We start from the raw sequence: 22,943 nt of genomic DNA, 5'->3' as shown, positions 1-22,943 counted from the left end.
TTGAGCTTCCCGGTTAGCAGTTCGGAGTGCCCAGTGTCCACGGGCTTATGCGGGCCGAGCAAGGGATTTTGAGCTCGACATAATTTCAGCGTTCTCCTGAAGTGGAGTTTTCACTCCAGGAGACGCTCATGAACCGAACCTCACCGCCCCGGAGCGCGCAGCATGTGCGCTCATCTGTAGTCCCTTCCGACCCGATCGCCGACGAACTGCGCCGGTACGACGACCACCTGCGTGACGTCTGCGGCCTTGCGGCGGGCACGCGTCGCAACCATTGCCGTATCGTCGCGCAGTTGTTGCGGAAGAAGTTCGCCGGTGGCGTCGTCGCCATGGCCAAGCTACGTCCAGCCGATGTTCGCCGCTTCATCGCTCGGCAACTGGGGGATAGCCCCTCGCATTCCGCCGCTGCCCAAGTGGCAACGGCCTTGCGAAGTTACCTCCGCTACCGGACGATCTGCGGTGACTCGGTTGCCAGCCTGACCGCAGTCATTTCCTCGCCGGTACAGTGGAAGCTTGCATCGCTGCCACGCGCCCTCAAGCCGGACGAAGTTCAACGGCTGCTCGGCGCATTCCCCAACGGACGCTGGCCCCGACGCGGTTATGCCATCGTCCGCTGCGCACTGGACATGGGACTGCGCGCTGGCGAGATCGCGAATCTGTTGATCGATGACATCGACTGGCGCGAAGGCACGGTCACGCTGAAAGGCACGAAGTCGCGACGGCAGGACATCCTGCCGCTTCCGATGACCACCGGACAAGCATTGGCGGATTATTTACAACATGAGCGCCCAGCAACCATGAGCCGGGCGATCTTCGTTCGCCAACGCGATTTGCGTGACATCCCGATCACGACGGCTGCGGTTCAGAAGGTCATCCACCATGCCTGCCGACGGGCAGGTTTGCCCAATTCCGGAGCGCACGTGCTGCGTCATACGCTGGCCTGTCGCCTGGTCGAGCAAGGCAGCTCGCTCAAGGAAGTTGCCGATGTCCTGCGGCACCGTTCGCTGGAAACCACCCGGATCTACGCCAAGCTCGACACGCCAAACCTTGCTGAGGTCGCGTTGCCCTGGCCAGGGAGTGAATCATGAGCCGGCGCCAAAGCCTGCAGGCCAGAATCAACGACTATCTGGCCGAGCGTCGCCGTCAGGGTTTCCACCTGCGCTCCCGTGATGCCTTCCTCTCTGGCTTTGCCCGCTTCGTCGAGGCCAAGCGCCATCGGGGTCCGCTGACGGCGGAACTCATGGTCGAATGGGTGCGTGCTGCCAAGGGTGGCGATGGCGATGCGGGCACCTGGGCGCGCAGTTGGGGAAGGCTGCGGCACTTCATCTGCTACCTGCAGCAGTTCGAGCCGGACACCGAGATTCCTGAGGCGTCGCTCTTCGGTCCGGAACCCGGCCGCGTTGCACCACACATCTACCGTGACGACGAGATCGTCGACTTGCTCGCTGCGGCACGCAGACTCGCCCCCGCCGGCAGCCTTCGGCCGTTGACCTACGAAACCCTGTTCGGCCTGATGGCCTCGACCGGGTTGCGCGTTTCCGAAGCCATTCACCTGCGCGATGCGGATGTCGATCTCAAGCGCGGGATGCTGACGATACGGCAGACCAAGTTCGCCAAGTCCCGGCAACTGCCGATCCATCCCAGCACGGTCAAGGCGCTGGTGCGCTACCGGAAACAACGTGAGCGGCATGTTCCGACGACAGCCGACATGCCGTTCCTGATCAGCAGCCGTGGCCGCCGACAGGGCCTGCTGCTTGGCGAGCGGCAGGCACACCGCGTCTTTACCGGCCTGCGTGACGGTCTTGGCTGGGTCAATCGCGGTGGACACGAGGCACCCCGTTTGCATGACCTGCGCCACACCTTCGCCGTCCGGCGGCTGGTGCGCTGGTACGCCGACGGCGCCGAGGTCGACCAGAAGATGCTGGCGCTGTCGACCTACATGGGTCATGCCGAGATCTTCTACACATACTGGTATCTCACCGCCGTTCCCGAGTTGATGGCGATCGCTGCCCGCCGGTTCGAACAATTCGCCGATCTCGTGGGAGATGATGATGATGCGTAGACAACCCAAACCACCGCCATCGTTTCCCGCGCTTGTGCAAGCCTTCTTCGTCGAGCATCTGACGCAACAACGCGCACTCAGCCCGCAGACGGTTGCCGCCTACCGGGATGCCTTCCTGCTCTTCCTGGGCTTTGCCGAGGCGCGCCTTGGCCGTTCGCCAGCGCTGATCACGCTGGCCGACATCACGCCGGACCTGATCACGGCCTTCCTCGATCATCTGGAACGCGAGCGGCACAACAGCGTGCGCAGCCGCAATGCCCGTCTCGCGGCGCTGCGTTCATTCCTGAAGTTCGCCGCGCACCGCGATGTGTCATCGCTGCAGGTGGTCGAACGCGCGCTCGGCGTTCCGGCAAAGCGCTTCGAGCGCCCGATGCTTGGCTATCTGTCCCGGGAGGAAATGCTGGCGGTGATCGGAACGCCGGACGGCACGTGGTTCAGCCAACGGGATCATGTGTTGCTGCTGTTGCTCTACAACACCGGTGCCCGGGTTTCCGAGATTACCGGCGTGAAGGTCGGAGAGGTGGTGCTCGACGATAGGGCCGCCTGCGTTCATTTGCACGGCCAGGGACGCAAGCAGCGCAGCGTGCCGCTGTGGCGTTCGACCGTCAGGGCAATCCGAGCCTGGTTCCGGCGAAATCCGCAGTTTGATTCGGACTCGCCATTGCTGCCCAATCGGGACGGCCAAGCGATGTCGCGATGGAACGTGATGCAGCGACTGGATCACGCCGTACAGCTTGCCGCAGAATCCTGCCCCGATTTGGCAACACACCACATCTCGCCGCATGTGATTCGCCACACGACGGCAATGCACCTTCTGCAGGCCGGCGTCGACATCAGCGTCATTGCGCTTTGGCTCGGTCATGAGAGTCCGGCAACGACCCACCAATACGTCGAGGCCGATCTGGCCATGAAGGAACGGGCGCTGGCCCGGCTTCAAGAGCCAGAGACCAAGCTTCGTCGCTATCGGGCACCCGACTCGCTGTTCGACTTCCTGCGGACGCTCTGATTATGTGGAGCTCGAGATCGGCGCCTGCCGCCACAGATGGGCAGTTGGGGCACGACGCCGGTTGTGGCTCCACATAATCGAGGCATCTACATAATCGGCCTTTGCGGCCGGTCATCCCGCGTGACCGGATGCCGGGTGTCTGCCAAAAGCGGTCGTACCTTAGCAACCAAGCGAACCTGTCCTCGACAGGACGCTATCTGAACTTCCTCCTCTTCTTCTTGTTAGCGGCGCGCTCTTGGGCACGCCGCTGTTGGCGACTCATCCTGGGCGGGATTTCCGGATACTCTTGGTGACGGGAACCAGCGCTCCTGACATTCTCTGGCAAGAGAATTCTCAACTCGCGTGGGACACGCTCCGCATCGTTCAAGACGGCCTGTGTGACCTCGGGCACGGAGTGGCAGAACAGATCTTCGCTGCCACCGCTCATGTCCTTGGTGGGGCCGTCGAAGGCTATGCCTATTGCCATTCTTGCTGTCGGCACCTTGGTACGCGCCACGATCGCATAGGCCGCAACTTTAGCTAGCCTGTCCCTCCGGTACTGTTCATAGGTGCCGAACCGCTCCGAAACAAAGGGCTCGGCCAGTATTGCGTACACCCTGTCGTTAGTAGATGGGCTGGACATCACGCGTACTTTAGCCTTCCCCAGTTCGAGCGAATCGACGAACTTCGATAGGCCATCGGCCAGGATTCTGCGGGCAAGACGTGTTTCGCTAGCCATCTCCCGAATAGCTGGCTCTACATCGTTCACCGGTTGCCAGTCCGGCATGTCCACGAGCGTGGGATTGCCAACCTCGATGAATTTGCTCACCAGCCTTTCCCACTGGTAGCTAATTTTGTCAGCCGCCTTTTTGGCAAGATACTGCGGGTGTGCCTGCAGCTTCTCCCAATGACCTTCTTGGACGTAGACGTGTGTGATTGGCTTCCCGTTTGACTCAACTTCGATGTCGAAGTCGTGTTCTCCGTGACGAGTGTTTCGCAGGTACAGGGCGAGTAATTGTTCCTCTCCATCCGCCCAAATGGTCGGCCTTTCGCGGCAGAGAAGTTCTGTTCGCTTACTCAGATACGTGACGAAGTCTGCCACCGTATCAAGCTCTCTGAAAACGATGTCAAGGGTGTTTTCGTCAAACACATGCACCAGCCCATGCTTGGTCCGAATCGGCCCTAACGTGAACGGCACTTGGTCACCCTGGATGTCCCCAAAGTACCGCAGACTCCCGATACTCTTGTGCGCAAAGAATCGCTCGCACGCCGCCTTAGACCCGCGTGTTACGGACACCAAGTGAAACGTACTCTGAGCTATTGCGATTGGAAGTGGAAATTGCTGCTGACATGCCTCGTCTAGGGTGCCGACACAATTTTGACCAGAAGCGATCGGCCAGTACCTGCATCACCACGATGTCGATGCCGGAAAGCGTCCGGTCACAACAAAATCGGCATATTGATCAATTTGGCATCGGCGCGCACAGGATGAGTGCTGATCGGCCAAAGAAGGTGCTCGCGGCCCCGCGAGCAGGCTTCCGCATTGCGTCGGGCGGTGGTCGCTTACGTCGCTGGCGCCAGAGCTAATCCTTCAAAAATCGACGATCTGGTGCTTTCGACCACACCCATTGCGCCAGGCCGGTGCACCATCGTCATGGCCCAGTGACAGAATACCTAGCGATATTATCCGTTTCTGGTTCGGGCCTTGAATAGAAGCCATCACGGTTTGGCATCTTCACCGCTGGCAACGTCTGGGCATTCATCACAGCGTCGTTCGGAATGATCCCGTTCTTCGCCAAAATAAAAGCGGTTAAGGCATAAACCTGGTCGCTAGTCAGTGATTGCGGCTTGGTGAATGGCATGGCGCGGCGGATGTAGTCGAACAAACCGGTCGCATACGGCCAGAAACTTCCAACCGTCTTCACTGGGGCATCCGTCGTGATGGTCCCAATGCCACCGACAAGGCGTGGAAACATGCCGTGCCCGGGGACAGCCATGCCCTGGCCTTCGGCCCCATGGCAAACTGCGCACTGCGCCGCATATAACTTCGAGCCTTCTGCCGGTGTGCCACGTCCAGACGGCAATCCCGCACCGCTAGGCACCACGTCTAGATTCCAGCCGGCGATTTGCGCTTGCGTTGCGGGCGTACCAAAAGCCAGTGACGCATGGTCGTGAGCTGCCGCCACATTCGCCAGCGAGAGGCCGACGAGAGCCACTGCTGACACTCCGATGAAGCTTTTACGCGTGAACATTGCTCACCTCCCCATTGGCCGCGACCTTCCAACTTTGGATGCCGTTCATGTGATAGACCGAGTTGTAGCCACGCGCGGCGACGAGTTGGTCGATGGTCGGCTGCACATAGCCAGTTTCATCAACACATCGGCTTTGCAGCGTTGCGGGCGCACCACTCCACTGCCAGTCCAGCCGGAATCGGGTCAGGCAACGCGACTGCACAGGACCCTGCAGCACAGCCTGGCGCCAGGTCCGCCCAGCGTCGGTCGAAACGTCAACCCGACTGATGCGGCCGTTGCCTGACCAAGCCAACCCAGAGATTTGGTGGTAGCCGGGCTGCTGCAGTTTCATGTCGCCCGATGGGTAGGTGATGACCGACTTAGCTTCCATGATGAAGTTGAACTGCCGTGCTTTGCCGTTTTTCATCAACTCGGTGTAGTAGGCGGTTTCCTCGTAGGTCTCGAATGGAGCGGAACCAAACTTCAGGCGTCGTAGCCACTTGATGTTCATGTTCCCCTCATAACCGGGCAGTAACAGGCGCAAGGGGTAGCCTTGGGAGGGGCGCAGCATTTCACCGTTTTGCGCATAGGCGAGGATCGCGTCTTCCCAGAGCTTTTGCACCGGAATGCTGCGATCCATAGCTGCGGCATCCGCGCCTTCGGCCAATGCCCATGTTGCCTTTGGATCGACGCCAACTTCGTCGAGGATGGCGGCAAGCGGCACACCCGTCCACTCGGCACAACTCAATAGTCCATGGGTGTACTGCACATTTTTCCCAACGGGTTTTCTCCACTCGGTCAAGGTGTTGCCGGAGCATTCCAGGAAGTGAAACCGGGAAACGCTGGGATAGCGCATCAAATCGTCCATGGTCAGGACGATGGGGCGTTTGACCATCCCCTCGATCAGCAGCCGGTGCTGTGATGGGTGGATGTCTGGAACGCCAGCATGGAGCCTCTCGAAATGCAGCCCGTTCGGCGTCACAGTGCCCTGCAGATACTGCAGCGGTGTGAAGTTCCAGGAGGACAACTCGGTGGGTGTGAGATTCGTCGGGACCCGCACCACCGCCTTTTCATAGGGAGATGGATGGCCATAAGGCGTCAAAGGGCGCCCCTGCTCCTGCATCCACGGTGGGACGTTGGGTGGCAGATCGGCTGGGTTGGGGGGCTGCTCTTCCCAACCACCGCGATTGTTGAGCATTTGCGCATTCGTTTCTGCTGAGGCAGCCCTGCCCGTCAGAAGAGTTCCAGCTCCGAGTGCGGCAGTGGCGATGCTGGAAAGTGCAGCACGCCTCGTCACCTTTGACGATGATTGAGTCACTTGAGTCTCCTTTGTTTTTTTGATGGTTGTCAGACTATGACCGCGTCAGTGCTATTGCAAGCCGATGTCCCTAGGGAAACTCACATTGCTGAAAGCGACATTGGCATGGAGATTTGCGTTTTTGACTCCGCCAATTTGGCGCTAATACCAATTTTGGCCACATGCCGGCCGGTGACTGAGCCATGGCAAACGAGCTGCGCGCGGCGTCAGGCTTGAATTTCGGCGCGTTCCAACCGGCTCACAGCAAACCCGGCGCATGGCTCAAATCGGCGTCGGCGCCAACACTCCATGGATTCGGCGGACGGAAAACACCAAACAAAGTGAGCATTCATGCGGGCTGGCGGGGTTTTGCAGGAGCGACTACGTGCGGCCGCTGGCATCGGCAGAGCGGTCGTCGCCTCATGCAATACCCAATGACCGGTCAGGCCGAGCTTCTGCCACTCCTTGAGGCTGTCATGGTCGCGTTCAGAGCGCCGCCGGCGCGCAGGCTGCGGAAGACACATCGCGGTCTTCGCCCGCTTCCAGCTGCCGCACGACTCGCGCTGGCACGCCGGCCACGAAGGTATTCGGCGGCACGTCGTGCGTGACCACGGCGCCGGCGCCCACCACTGCGTTGTCGCCGACGGTTACCCCGCCCAGGATCGTCGCGCCGGTGGCGATCCATACGTTACGCCCGATGACGATAGGCCGCGATTCGATGATCTTGCGGCGCTCCGACGGCGCCATCGCGTGGCCCGTGGTGATCAGGTTCACGTTCGGCCCGATCATCACGAGGTCGCCGATCTCCACGCCGCCCAGGTCGTAGATGGTACAGCACTGGTTGATGAACACCTTGTGCCCGACCCGGATACGACGCCCGCTGGTGGTGTAGAAGGGCGGCAGCAGCGTGAAGCTCTCGTCGACCGGCTGTCCGGTCAATTCACCGAAGAGTTCCCGGATAAGGCGCCCATCGTCGATACCCAGTTTGTTCAGCTCCGCGGCCAGGCGCATGCCGCGGCGGATGTCGTCGGCTTCAGCAGCCCACTCGGAGCTGGATGTCGCCACGCGCTTCGTGTGTCGGGAAGGGTCCGTGTCCATGCCTGGCTCGATGGCCGTGCGGCCGTTGCCCGAAGCATAGCGGCCGCCGGCTGCCATGCCGGCGCGGCTCTCACAAAAATTTCGGCGATCGAGCAAACGCTGCAAGGACAAGGCAACCTGCACGAGCGACCATGTCGCCATGCGCACCCGCACCGTTCCCGCCCAAGGCTACGCCAAGCGTTTCGACGCCGTTCTGGCGTACATCGACGCCAACCTCGAAGGGGACTGTCGGTGCCGGCGCTGAGCCGTGTTGCGAACTTCTCGGCGTTTCACTTCCATCGCCAGTTCAGCGCCTACGTCGGCGTGCCGGTGGCGCGCTACGTGCAGCTGATGCGCTTGCGCAGGACCGCGCACCGCCTGGTGTCCCAGACGGAGTGTTCGGTGCTGCAACCGCGCTCGAAGCAGGCTTCGAATGCCCCGAGGCGTTCTCGCGGGCATTTCGGCGGGCGTTCTGCATGGCGCCAGGCCGCTTCCGGCGCGCGCCGAACTGGCAGATCTGGAGCGCGGTGTTCGTCGTCCCCCATTTTTCCAGGGGCATTGTCATGCAAATCCGCATTGTCGAATTCCAACCCACCTGTGTCGCGCCCCTGTCGCACTGGGGAGCCCCCGGCCTGGTCAACGCCAGTGTGCAGCGTTTCATCGCGTGGCCTAAGCAAAGCGGCCAGTCGCCAGTGCAAAGTAGCCGCACCTTCGGCATTCCCCACGGCAACCCGGACACCGCGCCACCCGACGAGTTTCGCTTCGACACCTGCGTCGACATCAGCGTCATTGCGCTTTGGCTCGGCCATGAGAGTCCGGCAACGACTCACCAATACGTCGAAGCCGACTTGGCAATGAAGGAACGGGCACTGGCCCGGCTTCAAGAGCCAGAAGCCAAGCCTCGCCGCTATCGGGCACCCGACTCGCTGATCGACTTCCTCCGGACGCTCTGATTATGTGGAGATCAAAATCGGCGCCGGCCGCTCCAGACGGTCCGTTGGCGCACGACGCCGGTCGTGGCTCAACATAATCACGGCATCTACATAATCGGCCTTGGAGCTCCACATAAGGCCGAGCACCTGCCAGTGGCGGCAATTCGGGAAGAATTTTTGAGAACGCACAAGTAAGCGGTCTCTGAGGGGCGCCCAACGCTTCCCGCGATGGCGATCATCCGCTATAGAGCGATCTAACGCGTCAAGCTGTCGCGCATTCAAAGCAGCGGTGCATGTGCACACAACCTCCCTCCGATTCGGTCGATCGGTGCATTGCGTCTTCATATCTGGGCGTTGGGAAGCAACGCAACTTCTCCAGCTTGGATTGTGCGAACCGGCGAGGCGCAATGTGCCGCAGCCAAGATCCACAATACCGTCGGCAGGAACGCAGGGCACTGACCACTCTCGTCACGCGACGCGAGCAACTTTTGAGGCGAATGACTGCCCGAAAACGGCGATGCACAAACCCCTGACGATCTTATCGACACCCTCGCCTAGGCGCTCGTCGTGGTGCTGCGCGAGGCGTTCTCTCGCCATCGTGCAGCGGCAGATGGAACGGTGCACCAGCGTATTGCTCCCGGCGAGAGCACAAATTGATTTAACATGGGACGCCCCGTTCAGAACCTTGTGGTGCCCCATGAACCTCGGTCGATGGATCTATGAGATTTCACTCGCGACAGAGGTGCTCAGCGCCATGGTGGGTGTGATCGGCGTCGCCGTCTACGCTCGGTTCGCTCGCAACGGTCCCCGCTCGATATCGGAGATCAAAGGCGAGGAATAAGCCTCTGCGGGTCTTGCGATGGCGTTCGCCGGCCTGTGAATGCAGCGGCGATGCCCAAACCGCGCGTCTTGAAACCCGACGCTACCCGTTGCCTCGTGGGTAGCGCCAAGTTTTCTTGAGCAATCTCAGCGCAGCACAAACCTTCGTTTGCCTGAGACTTGGCAGACCGCGTGAATCTTGCGGTGCGCCACCAACTGCTGCACCACATGGCCTGGAATGGGCACGCTGTCGTGGCCCAAGGCGATGCGATACGTGGACGGTGCGGCGGTCATTTCAATGATGACCGCGCCCTCCTGGAGAAGCTGCAGCGCTGCAGCGTACAAATCGGGATGCATGAGACTTCCTTTCGTCGAGTTTGTGAGGACGTGCGCGGGCCTGGCATCGGCCCAGCACGTCATGACGAAAGGAAAGCGCGATCAATGCATGTGGCGATCCTAGCAGCGGGCTAGTTACGCCCGCGCCCGAACAGGCGCAGGAAGGCATGCCAATCGTGCAAGGCCGTGGCCCAGATCTCACGCCAGATCGTTTGGCGAGCATCGCGACCCACCAGCGCCAGGATCACAGCCATTACCAACAGGAAAACGACGATCAACGTCCAATGCATAGGCCCTCCGATTGCCGGAAAGAGGAAAAAAGGGGAAGAGGCGCAGCCTGAGACATGGGTCAAGCCATTTCAGCAGCGGCCTGGGTGGCCACTACCCGAAATGGCTGCCGTCCCAGATGACGGTGATAGTGCCCCCAGCCTCCTGTATCAGGCAGGCAGCGCTGCATCAGATCATCCGTGCCCGAGAGGCGATCGGCCAAAGACAGGATTTCCGCCTCCGGCGTCTGCGGCTCGCGCAACCCCATCCATCTGGGGGCATGGGCCACGGCACTCAGGTTGTGCAGCAACACCTGCGCATGGCCATCGGGCAGTCGAATCGCCCAGCGGGCCATGGCCGCCGCAATCCACTCGATGGCCGTGACCCGGTGGCCGAGCAGCCGCCCACGATCGGACAGCCCCCAGCTCCCATCAGGCTTGAGCCGGTATTCCACCGCTTTGCCACAATCATGTAGCAACGCCGACAGCACCGCGAGGTCGCGGTGCACATACAGGCGCTCAGCACACAGCGCGCGTACCTGCTCGGCGACTTCCACCGTGTGCCGCAAATTGCCGCTCGTGCCGTTGTGGTGACCATGCATGGAGGACGGCCCAGTACAGAAACCCCAAAATCGATTCTCCTCCCAGAGTACGGCATGGAACAAGCGTTGGTACGACGCCGGCAATTCGGCAATCAGGGCAGCCGCACGCTGGACCAGGCTGCGTTCGCGCACCCAGCCAGGGGGAACGGTGTCAAAAAGGGACAGCGTCGCGACAGGCCGATCCAGGATGGCTAGCCGCGCAATGCGCAGGCAACCATCGAGGCTGCTGGCAGGCCCTGTCCAGCGGGGACCCACGAGCAGGCCGGCTTGCAGCCGCGCATCAACCGTGCGTGCCGTCCAACGCACCTTGAGTTGGGCGCGCTCGTGAAACAGATGTGCGGTGAGCGTGGCCTCCCCACGATTGTCAACGCGCGTCTGCAGGCTGGTGAGGCGGAAGATCTGCGGCAGCATGGACAGACCCAGAGGGTAGGGCAGTGTGGAATCAGACATGGTCGGCCTCCTCGGTATTGGGGTTTGGCTGTGTGGCGGGGTGCGTCCCAAGCGTTGAAGCCAGCAGCCGCTCGAAGGCCGAGCCATCGCGCCGGGTGAGGTTGGGCACATAACGGCTGTAGACCTTGAACAGCATTTCGGTCGAGGTATGTCCCATCTGCCTGGCGATCCACTCCGGGTTCTCGCCCGCCGCCAACCACAGCGTGGCCGCCGTATGGCGTGATTGGTAAGGTCGCCTGGGATCTAGGCCGAGATAGCGCAGGATTGGATACCAGACCCGCTTGGTCACGTTGTTGTGGTCGAGTGGCTGACCTTCGCTATTGCAGAAGACCCAGAGCTTGAGCGGCCCCGTGCGCTGAAATTGCCGCTGCAGGGCGTCGAACACCACTTGGCTCATCTGCACCTCGCGGTTGGACTCAATCGTTTTGGTGGCCTCGTCGGGTTCACCGGCGACGATGGTCTCGCGCACCAGGATCAGCCGGCGGGAAAAGTCCACGTACTTCCACTTCAGTCCATCGATCTCGCCAGTGCGCAGCCCTGTGAAAAAGCGCACGGTGTAGTAGTCGCGGAAGTCCTCGCGCACGCTCTGGATGAGCAAGCGCACTTCCTCCAGGGTGAAGGGCTGCACATCGCTCTTGGCGATCTTCAAAGGTTTGATGTTGTAGTAGGGCGACGTAAACTTATACCGGTCGGAGGCTTCGTTCAGGATGGCGTGCATCACATTCATGATGGCGTTGATCCGGCGTGGTGAGAGGGTTTGCTTGGTTCGGCCGGGTACTTTGGCGAGTTTCGACCGAAAGGCAAGAAGTTCTTCGCGCGAGAGGCTTCCGACCTCCCGCTGCCCGAAGTGCGGCAACAGATGCACCGAGACGATGTCGGCGACCGTGCGCTGGTAAGAGCGGCGCCATTGCACGGCGTTTTCCTGCATCCACTGCTGGGTGAAATCGGCAAACGTGGGGGTGGGTGCGTGATGTGCTGCGACCGGCTCCACAGAGGCCAAACTACGGGTCATCCCCGCAGCGAGCGAAACAGGAGGCTTGGGCGTCACAGTCGCTCCCCGGCTGTTGGGGAAATAGGCCGCGTATTCGAAGCGGCCGAGTTGGATGTCGCGCTCGATGCGTTGGAGTAGGCGCTCAAGCTTCTTGCGGTTGTTGGCGGTGTCGTCGAGCAGCGTGAGTTCGCGATGGCGACGGCCTTGGTAGCGGAAATCCAGAAACAGCTTGGCCGAGTCGGGCCGGACGCGCACGTTACCCATAGCAGATACCTCCGTTGGTCGTATCGGTAAAGTTCAACGGCAACTTGCCGAACTCTGGGTCGCTGTGTCCGTTACCCACGGCACACTCCCCCACTCGCCATCGGGATGGTGGTATTTCCCGTAGAGAAGACTCCGAGGTCTTCTTCGATCCGCTCCCAGATATAGAGGATTTTTCTGCGACCGAATGGACGCACGTAGTGGATGCCTTCCAGAAGGACGGAATCCTTCAGGCGCTCGCGGATGGTCCTGCTGTCATACCGAATGCGCGAAGACAGTTCGTCAGTTGTGAGATAGGTACACATGCATGCTCTCCAAAGTAAGATGTTGGCGAAGGTGAAAATCATTTGTCGATGGACTAAATGGTCTTCTGAAGAGCATTCTAGTCTTTAGGAGTTCTTTAGCAAGTCAAAACGGTCTTTATGTTGTAAAAATGATCTGCAGGAGCATATTTTGATTAGATGCCGTCTATCTTCGTTGCTCGGAGATCGCAAACTCAAAATCGCTGACGTAGCGCGCGACACGGGGATCAATCGAGGCACGTTGACCCGGCTGTACTACGAGACGGCTGAGCGTATCGAGATTGATGTGCTCGATAAGCTCTGTGCGCACTTCGGTTGCGAGGTGCAGGATCTGCTGAAGTACGAAAGAGGCTTGGGAGAAGCGCCAGCGACGCGCTGATGGGGCAGGGCGTTTGTGCCCAGTTGGGCACGCTGACGATCAGGCCGACGGTCAAAGCCTGTCGGCCAGGATTTTGTCCGTGGGCACGGCGCGGGCACGAAATGGGCACGGTGCCCAAAATGCCTTAGGCAACAAAAAAGCCAGGCACCGCTAAGTGCTTGGCTTTATTAAAGAAATCTTGGTTGCGGGGGCAAGATTTGAACTTGCGACCTTCGGGTTATGAGCCCGACGAGCTACCAGGCTGCTCCACCCCGCGTCTGGAATCAATAAGTATAACCCAAAACGGATCCGCGTGTCGCGGCGCATGCATCGCTGCACGCGAATCCGCCGTGCGGTCAGTGGCTGGTTTCCTCGCCAGTCTGCGCCGACCCGCTGTCTTCCAGGGCCTGCAGTTCGGCTGCGGCCTGCGCGGTGCGCTCGGCGTGGTCGAGCACTTCCTTGGCCTTGCGCGCTTGATGGAACGCCATGCCGGAACCTGCGGGAATCAGGCGGCCGACAATGACGTTTTCCTTCAAACCACGCAGCTCATCGCGCTTGCCCATGATCGCCGCTTCGGTCAACACGCGCGTGGTTTCCTGGAAGGACGCGGCTGAGATGAAGCTGTCCGTGGACAGGCTGGCCTTGGTAATACCAAGCAGGATGTTGTTGAACGTGGCGGGAACCTTGCCTTGCTCGATGAGCCGGGCGTTCGTCTGCAGCACCTCGGAGCGTTCGACCTGTTCGCCGGTGATGTAGTCGCTCTCACCGGAATCCTTGATTTCAACGCGGCGCAGCATCTGGCGCACGATGACCTCAATGTGCTTGTCGTTGATCTTCACGCCCTGCAGGCGATAGACGTCCTGCACCTCGTCGACGATGTAACGGGCCAATGCCTCCACGCCCAGAAGACGCAGAATATCCTGTGGCTCGGCTGCACCGTCGACGACAAGCTCACCCTTGTTGATGACCTGGCCTTCATGCACGAGGATGGTTTTCTCCTTGGGAACAAGGAACTCGTGGGACTGGCCATCGAGGTCGGTGATGACCAGGCGGATCTTGCCTTTGGTTTCCTTGCCGAAGGATACGGTCCCGGTGACTTCCGCCAGCATGCCCGCGTCCTTGGGCGAACGGGCCTCGAACAGTTCGGCTACGCGCGGCAGACCACCGGTGATGTCACGCGTTTTCTGGCCTTCCATCGGAATGCGTGCGAGCACTTCGCCGGGGCCAACGTCCTGGCCATCGCGCACCTGGATGAGCGCACCGACCTGAAAGCCCACGGCAACAGCGTGTTCCGTGCCGGGAATCTTAACTTCCTGGCCTTGCTCGTTCAGCAGCTTCACCTGAGGCCTGACGACCTTGGCTGAGCCGCGCCGCTTGGGGTCAATGACCACCAGGGTCGACAGGCCGGTGACCTCGTCCACCTGCTTGGCCACGGTGACGCCTTCTTCGATGTTCTCGAATTTCGCGCGCCCGGCGTACTCGGTGATGATGGGTCGGGTCAACGGATCCCAGCTCGCGAGCGCCGTGCCGGCTTTCACCGCCATGCCATCCTTCACGAACAGCAGTGCGCCATAGGGCACCTTGTGGCGCTCGCGCTCGCGGCCGTAGTCGTCGGTGACGAGAACTTCGCCGGAGCGGGAGATCACCACCTGTTCCCCCTTGGAGTTTGTCACGTAGCGCATTGTGGCCGTAAAGCGGGCCGTACCGGCGCTCTTGGCTTCCACGCTGGACGCCACGGCGGCGCGCGATGCTGCACCGCCGATGTGGAATGTGCGCATGGTGAGCTGCGTGCCCGGCTCGCCAATGGACTGCGCGGCAATCACGCCCACGGCCTCGCCCACGTTGACCAGAACACCGCGGCCAAGGTCGCGGCCGTAGCACTTGGCGCACATGCCGTAGCGGGTTTCGCAGGTGAGGGGAGTGCGCACCTTGATCTCGTCGATGCCTGCGGCTTCGACAAGATCCAGCAGGTCTTCATCGAGGATGTCGCCCGCCGGGATGAGGGTCTCCTGGGTCTCGGGGTTCACCACGTCCGTGGCAGCGACGCGGCCGAGCACGCGATCGCGCAGCGACTCGATCACTTCGCCACCCTCGACGAGGGCACGCATGGCCACACCGTGCGTGGTGCCACAGTCCTGTTCGGTAATGACGAGATCTTGCGTGACGTCCACCAGGCGACGCGTCAGATAGCCGGAATTGGCGGTCTTGAGCGCCGTATCGGCCAAGCCCTTGCGGGCGCCGTGCGTGGAGATGAAGTACTGCAGAACGTTCAGGCCTTCGCGGAAGTTGGCCGTGATCGGTGTTTCGATGATCGAGCCGTCCGGCTTGGCCATCAGCCCGCGCATGCCTGCGAGCTGGCGGATCTGCGCTGCCGAACCACGCGCGCCGGAGTCAGCCATCATGTAGATCGAGTTGAACGACTCCTGGCGAACTTCCTTGCCGTGGCGGTCGGTCACGGGTTCGGTGGCCAGACGATTCATCAGCGCCTTGCCAACCTCGTCACCCGTGCGTCCCCAAATGTCCACAACCTTGTTGTAGCGCTCGCCTTGGGTGACGAGACCCGAGGAGTACTGCTGCTCGATTTCCTTGACTTCTCCCTCGGCGTGGGCGATCAGGTCGTGTTTTTCCCGCGGGATGAGCATGTCATCCACACTGATGGAAATGCCTGCACGCGTGGCCAGGCTGAAGCCGGATTGCAGCAGTTTGTCGGCAAAAATCACGGTATCGCGCAAGCCGCAGCGGCGGAACGATGTGTTGATCAGCCGCGAGATCTCCTTCTTCTTCAGCGCCTTGTTCATGACGCTGAAAGGCAGGCCCTTGGGGAGTATCTCTGACAGCAATGCACGTCCAGCGGTGGTTTCCACAACCGAGGTCTTCGGCGTCAGGGCCTTGGTGGTCTTGTCACGCTCATACTCGGTCAGGCGCACGCTGATGCGCGCGGTCAGTTCCAGGTCGCCTGATTGCAGCGCGCGATGGATTTCGCCCACGTCGGCAAACACCATGCCCTCGCCTTTGCCGTTGACGCGCTCACGGGTGGCGTAATACAAGCCCAGCACCATGTCCTGGGACGGCACGATCGACGGCTCGCCGTTGGCTGGGAACAGGATGTTGTTGGAGGCCAGCATGAGGGTGCGGGCTTCCGCCTGCGCCTCAAGCGAAAGCGGGACGTGCACGGCCATCTGGTCGCCGTCAAAGTCAGCGTTGAACGCCGCGCAAACCAGCGGATGAAGCTGGATGGCCTTGCCTTCGATCAGCACCGGCTCAAAGGCCTGGATACCCAGACGGTGCAGCGTGGGAGCCCGGTTGAGCATCACCGGGTGCTCGCGGATGACCTCTTCCAGAATATCCCAAACGATGGGCGTCTGCGAATCCACTTCCTTCTTGGCGGCCTTGATCGTGGTGGCCACACCCATGGCTTCGAGGCGATTGAAGATGAAGGGCTTGAACAGCTCGAGCGCCATGAGTTTGGGCAAACCACACTGGTGCAGCTTGAGCGTGGGGCCGACCACAATGACCGAACGGCCGGAGTAGTCCACGCGCTTACCCAGCAGGTTCTGCCGGAAACGGCCACCCTTGCCTTTGATCATGTCGGCCAGTGACTTGAGCGGGCGCTTGTTCTGCCCCACCATCGCCTTGCCGCGGCGACCGTTGTCCAGGAGCGAATCGACCGCTTCCTGCAGCATGCGCTTTTCGTTGCGCACGATGATCTCGGGTGCCTTGAGCTCAAGCAGGCGGCGCAGGCGGTTGTTGCGGTTGATGACGCGGCGGTACAGATCGTTGAGGTCGCTTGTGGCAAAGCGGCCGCCGTCCAGCGGCACGAGCGGGCGCAGGTCGGGCGGCAGAACCGGCAACACGGTCAGGACCATCCACTCCGGCTTGGAGTTGGTCTTGCGGAAGGCGTCCAGCACCTTCAGGCGCTTGGAGTTCTTCTTGACCTTGGTGTCCGACCCCTGCAAGTCGCCGCGAAGCGTCGACGTTTCCTGTTCAAGGTCGAGGTCGGCAAGCAAGTCGCGAATGCCTTCGGCGCCCATGAACGCCACGAATTCGTCGCCGAACTCCGTGCGCTTGGCTGCGTACTCGTCTTCCGACAGCACTTGGCGCTTGGCCAGGGGCGTCATGCCAGGGTCGGTCACGACATAGGCTTCAAAGTACAGGACGCGCTCGATGTCGCGCAGGGGCATGTCGAGAATCATGCCCAAGCGCGAGGGCAGGCTCTTGAGGAACCAGATGTGGGCGACCGGCGAGGCCAGTTCAATATGGCCCATGCGGTCGCGCCGCACCTTGCTTTGCGTGACTTCGACGCCGCATTTCTCGCAGATGACTCCGCGATGCTTCAGGCGCTTGTATTTACCGCAAAGGCATTCGTAGTCCTTGATAGGCCCGAAAATCTTGGCGCAAAACAAGCCGTCACGTTCGGGCTTGAAGGTGCGGTAATTGATCGTCTCGGGTTTCTTCACTTCCCCGAACGACCATGAACGGATCTTCTCCGGCGAAGCAAGGCCGATGCTGATGGCATCGAAATGCTCGTCCTTCTGGAACTGCTTGAACAAATCGAGTAAGGCTTTCATGCGAACCTCCAAATCCTGTGAATAAACGGCGCGTTCAGTTGCGTTCCAGTTCGATGTCCAAACCCAGCGAGCGGATTTCCTTGATCAACACGTTGAACGACTCGGGCATGCCGGCTTCGATCGAATGCTCGCCCTTGACGATGTTTTCGTACACCTTGGTGCGACCATTGACGTCGTCGGACTTGACCGTCAGCATTTCCTGCAGCACGTAGCTGGCGCCGTAGGCTTCGAGTGCCCACACCTCCATCTCGCCGAAGCGCTGACCGCCGAACTGCGCCTTGCCGCCCAGCGGTTGCTGCGTAACCAGCGAGTACGGACCGGTGGAGCGCGCATGCATCTTGTCGTCGACCAAGTGATGCAACTTGAGCACATGCTTGTAGCCGATCGTGACTGGGCGCTCGAAAGCATCCCCGGTACGGCCGTCAAACAGGATGGCCTGCTTCTTCGAGGCGGTGAGCTTCAGACGCTGCGCCTGCTCGTCCGGGTAGGCCATGTGCAGCAGCTGGTCGATTTCCTGCTCCGAGGCGCCGTCGAAGACCGGGCTGGCGAATGGCATGCCCTTTCGCAGGTTCTCGCCCAGCTCCAGAATTTCGGCGTCCGACAGCTGGTCCAGTTGCTCCTGCTTGCCACTGAAGTTGTACAGCGTGCTCAGAAGCTTGCGCAATTCGCTGGCTTTGACATGGCTGCGCAGCATTTCAGCAATGCGGTCCCCGATGCCGCGCGCAGCCCAGCCTAGGTGCGTTTCCAGGATCTGGCCGATATTCATGCGCGAGGGCACGCCCAGGGGGTTGAGCACGATGTCCATCGGCGTGCCGTCGGCCATGTAGGGCATGTCTTCCTCAGGCAGGATCTTGGATACCACGCCCTTGTTGCCATGGCGCCCCGCCATCTTGTCGCCAGGCTGCAGGCGTCGCTTGACGGCAAGGTGCACTTTCACCATTTTCAGCACGCCTGAGGGCAGTTCATCGCCCTGGGTGAGCTTGCGGCGCTTCTCCTCGAACATCTGGTCGAACTCGTGGCGGCGCTTCTCCAGCGAGTCCTTGAGCTGTTCGATCTGCTGCGCTACGGCTTCGTCAGCCGGCCGGATGTCGAACCAGTGGTAGTGCTCGATCTCCTTGAGATATTCGGCTGTGACAACGGTGCCCTTCGCCAGTCGCTTGGGCCCACCGGTGGCCGGCTTGCCGATCAGCAGTTTTCCAATACGGTCAAACGTGTCGGCTTCGACGATGCGCATCTGGTCGTTCAGGTCCAGGCGGTAGCGCTTGAGCTCATCATCGATGATTTGCTGCGCACGCTTGTCGCGCTGGATGCCTTCGCGCGTGAACACCTGCACGTCGATGACGGTGCCATACATGCCCGAGGGCACGCGCAAGGACGTGTCCTTTACGTCGGATGCTTTCTCGCCGAAGATCGCACGCAGCAGCTTTTCCTCTGGCGTGAGCTGGGTCTCGCCCTTGGGGGTGACCTTGCCCACCAAGGTGTCACCGGCTTCCACTTCAGCGCCGATGTACACGATGCCCGATTCGTCGAGTCGCGCCAACTGGCTTTCCGACAGATTCGGAATGTCGCGTGTGATTTCTTCTGCGCCCAGCTTGGTATCGCGCGCAACCGCGTTCAGCTCCTCGATATGGATCGACGTATAGCGGTCTTCAGCCACCACGCGCTCGGAGATGAGGATGGAGTCCTCGAAGTTGTAGCCGTTCCAGGGCATGAAGGCCACGAGCATGTTTTGCCCAAGTGCCAGTTCGCCCAGGTCGGTGGATGCGCCGTCGGCCACCACGTCCCCGCGCGCGATGATGTCGCCACGCTTGACCAGCGGTCGCTGATGGATGTTGGTGTTTTGGTTCGAACGCTGGTATTTGATGAGGTTGTAGATGTCCACACCGACCTCGCCAGCGAGGGTTTCCTCGTCGTTGACGCGTACCACGATGCGAGCACTGTCCACATAGTCCACCACGCCGCCACGCAACGCGGTCACGGCAGTGCCTGAGTCGACCGCCGTGACACGCTCCACACCGGTGCCCACCAGGGGCTTTTCCGGGCGCAGAACGGGCACGGCCTGACGCTGCATGTTCGCGCCCATCAGGGCGCGGTTCGCGTCATCATGTTCCAGGAACGGCACGAGGGAGGCGGCCACCGAGACGATCTGCGCCGGCGACACGTCCATGTACTGCACGCGCTCGGGCGACACCAGAATGGTCTCGCCCTTCTCGCGGGCCGACACGAGTTCGTCAATGAGGTGGTCCTTGTCATCGATTTTGGCGTTGGCCTGGGCGATGACATACTTGCCTTCCTCGATGGCCGACAGGTAGTCGATGGTGTCGGTCACCAGACCATCGACCACGCGGCGGTACGGGGTTTCGATGAAACCGTATTCGTTGAGCTGTGCGAACAGGGCCAGCGAGTTGATCAGGCCGATATTCGGGCCTTCCGGTGTTTCAATCGGGCACACGCGACCGTAATGGGTCGGATGCACGTCGCGCACCTCAAAGCCGGCGCGCTCACGCGTGAGACCACCGGGGCCCAGGGCCGAGACGCGCCGCTTGTGGGTGATCTCCGAAAGCGGATTCGTCTGGTCCATGAACTGCGAGAGCTGCGAGGAGCCGAAGAACTCCTTGATGGCTGCCGAGATGGGCTTGGAGTTGATGAAGTCGTGCGGCATCAGGTTTTCCGTCTCGGCCTGGCCGAGACGTTCCTTCACGGCGCGCTCGATGCGCGACAGGCCGGCACGGAACTGGTTTTCGGCAAGTTCGCCCACGCAGCGCACGCGGCGGTTACCGAGGTGATCGATGTCGTCGACTTCGCCGCGCCCGTTGCGCAATTCAACCAGCATCTTGATCACGGCCATGATGTCGTCGTGCGACAGCACCATCTCGCCTTCGATCTCCTCGCGGCCGAGGCGGCGATTGAACTTCATGCGGCCCACGCGCGACAAGTCGTAGGCGTCAGCGTCGAAGAACAGGCGCTTGAACAGTGATTCAACGGCGTCCTCGGTGGGCGGCTCGCCGGGGCGCATCATGCGATAGATGGCCACCTTGGCCGAGAGCTGGTCAGGGGTTTCGTCCATGCGCAGGGTCTGCGAGATGAACGGGCCTTGATCCAGGTCGTTGGTGAACAGGGTCTCGATGCGGCGGATGCCGGCGTCGCGCATCTTCTTCAGCAGCGCTTCAGTGAGCTCTTCGTTGGCAAGTGCGACGATCTCGCCCGTGTCCTCCGAAACCACATTGCGGGCCAGGACCTTGCCAATCAGAAAATCCTCGGGCACCGAAATGCGCTGCGTTCCGCTGTCTTCCAGGGTGCGCAAATGGCGCGCGGTCACGCGCTTGTCCTTGGCGACTACCACGTTGCCCGACTTGTCGACGATGTCGAATCGGGCAACTTCACCCTTGAAATGCTCCGGCACGAATTCCATCATCGCGCCCTGATCCATCAGATCGGCACGGTCGAAGCTGAAGAAATGCGCCAAGATCTGCTCGTTGTTCAGACCCAGGGCCTTGAGCAGAATGGTCACGGGCATCTTGCGGCGGCGGTCGACGCGGAAGTACAGGATGTCCTTGGGATCGAACTCGAAGTCCAGCCACGAGCCGCGGTAGGGGATGATGCGCGCCGAGAACAGCAGCTTGCCGGAGGAGTGCGTCTTGCCCTTGTCATGCTCGAAGAACACACCCGGCGAGCGGTGCAGCTGACTGACGATCACACGCTCGGTGCCGTTGATGATGAACGAGCCCTTATCGGTCATGAGCGGAATCTCGCCCATGTAGACCTCTTGCTCCTTCACTTCCTTGATCGTGGGCTTCGCAGCCTCGCGATCCATGACAATCAGGCGCACCTTGGCGCGAAGGGCGCTGGCGTAGGTCAGGCCCCGCTGCTGGCATTCGCGCATGTCGAAGGCGGGTCGCGCCAGGTTGTAACCCTGGAACTCCATGCGCACGTTCTGGTTGTGCGAAACGATGGGGAATATGGCTGTGAACGCCGCCTGCAGGCCTTCGTCCTTGCGTTTGTCGATCGGCTTGTCCTTCTGCAGGAAGGATTCATACGATTCGAGCTGGGTGGCCAGCAGATAGGGTACTTCGATGACGCCTTGGCGAGTGCCAAAGCTCTTGCGAATCCGCTTCTTTTCGGTGAACGAGTAGGACATGGACGCTCCGCTGCGCAGGACTGAAACCGTTTTGGAATGCACACCACTGCAGGTGTACATTCAAAAACCGATCCGTTCATCTTCAACCGCGCCTGTCTCAAGGCGCGAAAGCCCGGAAGGCCAAATCAGCCTTCCGGGCCAGTTGGGAACCAAGGTGATTATTTGATTTCCGCCTTGGCGCCCGCGTCTTCCAGCTTTTTCTTGGCCGCTTCCGCGTCGGCCTTGGCAATGCCTTCCTTCACGGCCTTGGGTGCACCATCCACCAAGTCCTTGGCTTCCTTCAGGCCCAGGCCGGTCAACTCGCGAACGGCCTTGATCACCGAAACCTTGTTGGCGCCAGTTTCGAGCAGCATCACGTTGAATTCGGTCTGCTCTTCAGCGGCCGGAGCGGCTGCGCCGGCGCCCGGGGCTGCGACAGCCATGGACGCTGCGGACACGCCGAACTTGTCTTCGAAAGCCTTCACCAGATCGTTGAGTTCCAGAACCGTCATGCCGCCAACGGCTTCCAGAATGTCGTCTTTGCTCAATGCCATTTTGTGTACTCCTGAATGCAATCAATAAGGGATGGAAGTTTGGCGCGGAATCAGGCCGTAGCCTCTTCCTCGCGTTTCTTGGCCAGCGCAGCCACCGAAGCGACAAAGCCCGTGAGCGGCGCCTGCATCACGCCCAGCAACTTGGCAAGAAGCTCCTCGCGGCTGGGGATGCTGGCAAGCTGCTTGACGCCTTCGGCATTGAGAAGCTTGCCGTTGTAGGCGCCCGCACGCACGACCATCTTGTCGTTCGTTTTGGCAAAGTCATTGATGACCTTGGCCGCAGCGATGGCATCTTCGGAAAAGCTGTAGATCAAGGGGCCGGTCATTTCTCCGGCAAGTACCTCGAAAGGGGTACCTGCCACGGCACGCCGGGCCAGCGTATTTTTCAGAACCTGCAGATGCACGCCCTTGCCGCGCGCTTGCGCGCGCAGCCGGGTCATGGGCTCCACCTCGATTCCTCGATATTCCGCCAGCACCAGAGTTTGCGCCTTGCTTGCAAGCGCCGCGACCTCGGTCACGACGGCTTGCTTTTCAGTGCGATTCAGACTCAAGATTGACTCCTGAAGAAAATGGTCCGGGCTATCGTGTAGCCACAAACCGGGTTGCAGCGTCCTCTGGAGATCAACAAATCCGCTTCGCACAAGGCCAAGCGAGACTGCAACTTCCAGCGGGTTCGCCATCTGCGTCGGCTTTGAGTCCCAGGTCGCCCCGGGCTTCGCAATTAAGACATGCACTGCA

At 60.8% G+C, this 22,943-nt stretch carries 20 protein-coding genes and 1 tRNA gene; 7 read left to right on the top strand and 14 right to left on the bottom strand.

The window, feature by feature from the left end:
- Positions 1–128: 128 nt before the first annotated feature.
- Genes CD04_RS0112570 through CD04_RS0112560 form a run of 3 tightly spaced genes read left to right on the top strand, consistent with a single transcriptional unit; the run spans position 129 to position 3,065 of the window.
- Positions 129–1,085 carry a site-specific integrase gene (locus CD04_RS0112570; protein ID WP_031407281.1) on the top strand — a complete coding sequence of 319 codons (957 nt, stop codon included), beginning with the start codon at positions 129–131 and terminating at the stop codon, positions 1,083–1,085.
- A complete protein-coding gene (locus CD04_RS0112565; RefSeq protein ID WP_031407279.1) occupies positions 1,082–2,059 on the top strand; it encodes a tyrosine-type recombinase/integrase in 978 nt (325 codons plus the stop codon). Before CD04_RS0112570 ends, CD04_RS0112565 begins: the two co-directional genes overlap by 4 nt.
- A complete protein-coding gene (locus CD04_RS0112560; RefSeq protein WP_031407278.1) occupies positions 2,052–3,065 on the top strand; it encodes a tyrosine-type recombinase/integrase in 1,014 nt (337 codons plus the stop codon). Before CD04_RS0112565 ends, CD04_RS0112560 begins: the two co-directional genes overlap by 8 nt.
- A gap of 193 nt (positions 3,066–3,258) precedes the next feature.
- Here the strand turns inward: CD04_RS0112560 and CD04_RS0112555 are convergent, their stop codons facing one another.
- The 4 genes from CD04_RS0112555 to CD04_RS0112540 form a co-directional block, all read right to left on the bottom strand.
- Positions 3,259–4,200 (bottom strand): hypothetical protein, encoded by a 942-nt coding sequence (locus CD04_RS0112555; RefSeq protein ID WP_156030257.1) that lies wholly within the window; start codon positions 4,198–4,200, stop codon positions 3,259–3,261.
- Positions 4,201–4,696: 496 nt separating this feature from the next.
- Entirely contained in the window at positions 4,697–5,260 is a 564-nt protein-coding gene (locus CD04_RS0112550) for a c-type cytochrome (protein WP_369792806.1), read from the bottom strand.
- A gap of 22 nt (positions 5,261–5,282) precedes the next feature.
- Entirely contained in the window at positions 5,283–6,473 is a 1,191-nt protein-coding gene (gene soxC, locus CD04_RS0112545) for a sulfite dehydrogenase (protein ID WP_081857925.1), read from the bottom strand.
- 585 nt (positions 6,474–7,058) lie between these two features.
- Entirely contained in the window at positions 7,059–7,670 is a 612-nt protein-coding gene (locus CD04_RS0112540; RefSeq protein WP_051849282.1) for a sugar O-acetyltransferase, read from the bottom strand.
- Between the two features lie 455 nt (positions 7,671–8,125).
- Between CD04_RS0112540 and CD04_RS24680 the strand changes: the two genes are divergently transcribed.
- A complete protein-coding gene (locus CD04_RS24680) occupies positions 8,126–8,602 on the top strand; it encodes a GyrI-like domain-containing protein (RefSeq protein WP_369792804.1) in 477 nt (158 codons plus the stop codon).
- A 676-nt stretch (positions 8,603–9,278) separates the two neighbouring features.
- The gene (locus tag CD04_RS23765) at positions 9,279–9,422 is read left to right on the top strand and encodes a hypothetical protein (protein ID WP_156030256.1); all 144 of its coding nucleotides are present in this window, start codon (positions 9,279–9,281) and stop codon (positions 9,420–9,422) included.
- A 125-nt stretch (positions 9,423–9,547) separates the two neighbouring features.
- Here CD04_RS23765 and CD04_RS0112515 read toward each other — a convergent pair whose 3' ends face one another.
- From CD04_RS0112515 to CD04_RS0112495, 5 genes are all read right to left on the bottom strand, one after another.
- Positions 9,548–9,757, bottom strand: coding sequence for a hypothetical protein (locus tag CD04_RS0112515; protein ID WP_031407264.1), 210 nt, complete (start codon positions 9,755–9,757; stop codon positions 9,548–9,550).
- A 110-nt stretch (positions 9,758–9,867) separates the two neighbouring features.
- Complete coding sequence (locus tag CD04_RS23760; protein WP_156030255.1) at positions 9,868–10,026, bottom strand: hypothetical protein; 159 nt, start codon at positions 10,024–10,026, stop codon at positions 9,868–9,870.
- A gap of 59 nt (positions 10,027–10,085) precedes the next feature.
- Positions 10,086–11,054, bottom strand: a complete 969-nt coding sequence (locus tag CD04_RS0112505) for an HD domain-containing protein (RefSeq protein ID WP_031407262.1) — start codon at positions 11,052–11,054, stop codon at positions 10,086–10,088.
- Positions 11,047–12,309 carry a site-specific integrase gene (locus CD04_RS0112500; protein WP_051849154.1) on the bottom strand — a complete coding sequence of 421 codons (1,263 nt, stop codon included), beginning with the start codon at positions 12,307–12,309 and terminating at the stop codon, positions 11,047–11,049. The genes CD04_RS0112505 and CD04_RS0112500 overlap by 8 nt, the downstream gene beginning before the upstream one ends.
- Before the next feature lie 71 nt (positions 12,310–12,380).
- Positions 12,381–12,611, bottom strand: a complete 231-nt coding sequence (locus CD04_RS0112495; RefSeq protein WP_031407258.1) for a hypothetical protein — start codon at positions 12,609–12,611, stop codon at positions 12,381–12,383.
- Between the two features lie 148 nt (positions 12,612–12,759).
- Between CD04_RS0112495 and CD04_RS0112490 the strand changes: the two genes are divergently transcribed.
- On the top strand, positions 12,760–12,987 hold the full coding sequence (locus CD04_RS0112490; protein WP_031407256.1) for a helix-turn-helix transcriptional regulator: 228 nt from the start codon (positions 12,760–12,762) through the stop codon (positions 12,985–12,987).
- Positions 12,988–13,166: 179 nt separating this feature from the next.
- On the opposite strand, the gene CD04_RS0112485 is transcribed toward CD04_RS0112490, so the two are convergent.
- From CD04_RS0112485 to rpoB, 3 genes are all read right to left on the bottom strand, one after another.
- A tRNA-Met gene (locus CD04_RS0112485) sits at positions 13,167–13,243 on the bottom strand.
- 79 nt (positions 13,244–13,322) lie between these two features.
- Positions 13,323–17,534: a DNA-directed RNA polymerase subunit beta' gene (rpoC, locus tag CD04_RS0112480; protein WP_031407254.1), complete on the bottom strand. Its 4,212-nt coding sequence runs from the start codon at positions 17,532–17,534 to the stop codon at positions 13,323–13,325.
- Positions 17,535–17,568: 34 nt separating this feature from the next.
- Positions 17,569–21,672 carry a DNA-directed RNA polymerase subunit beta gene (gene rpoB / locus CD04_RS0112475; RefSeq protein WP_031407252.1) on the bottom strand — a complete coding sequence of 1,368 codons (4,104 nt, stop codon included), beginning with the start codon at positions 21,670–21,672 and terminating at the stop codon, positions 17,569–17,571.
- Between rpoB and CD04_RS23755 the strand changes: the two genes are divergently transcribed.
- Positions 21,671–21,838 carry a hypothetical protein gene (locus CD04_RS23755; protein WP_156030254.1) on the top strand — a complete coding sequence of 56 codons (168 nt, stop codon included), beginning with the start codon at positions 21,671–21,673 and terminating at the stop codon, positions 21,836–21,838. The genes rpoB and CD04_RS23755 overlap by 2 nt on opposite strands.
- Here CD04_RS23755 and rplL read toward each other — a convergent pair.
- Together rplL and rplJ are read right to left on the bottom strand one after the other, a co-directional pair.
- Positions 21,831–22,205, bottom strand: a complete 375-nt coding sequence (gene rplL, locus CD04_RS0112470; protein ID WP_031407251.1) for a 50S ribosomal protein L7/L12 — start codon at positions 22,203–22,205, stop codon at positions 21,831–21,833. The genes CD04_RS23755 and rplL overlap by 8 nt on opposite strands.
- A gap of 50 nt (positions 22,206–22,255) precedes the next feature.
- Complete coding sequence (gene rplJ, locus CD04_RS0112465) at positions 22,256–22,756, bottom strand: 50S ribosomal protein L10 (RefSeq protein ID WP_031407249.1); 501 nt, start codon at positions 22,754–22,756, stop codon at positions 22,256–22,258.
- Between the last annotated feature and the right edge of the window lie 187 nt (positions 22,757–22,943).

The sequence above is a fragment of the Thiomonas sp. FB-Cd genome, assembly GCF_000733775.1.
Taxonomy (GTDB): Bacteria; Pseudomonadota; Gammaproteobacteria; order Burkholderiales; family Burkholderiaceae_C; genus Thiomonas_A.
Note: the sequence above shows the minus strand (reverse complement) of the source record. Positions and strands in the feature narration are given on the sequence as shown.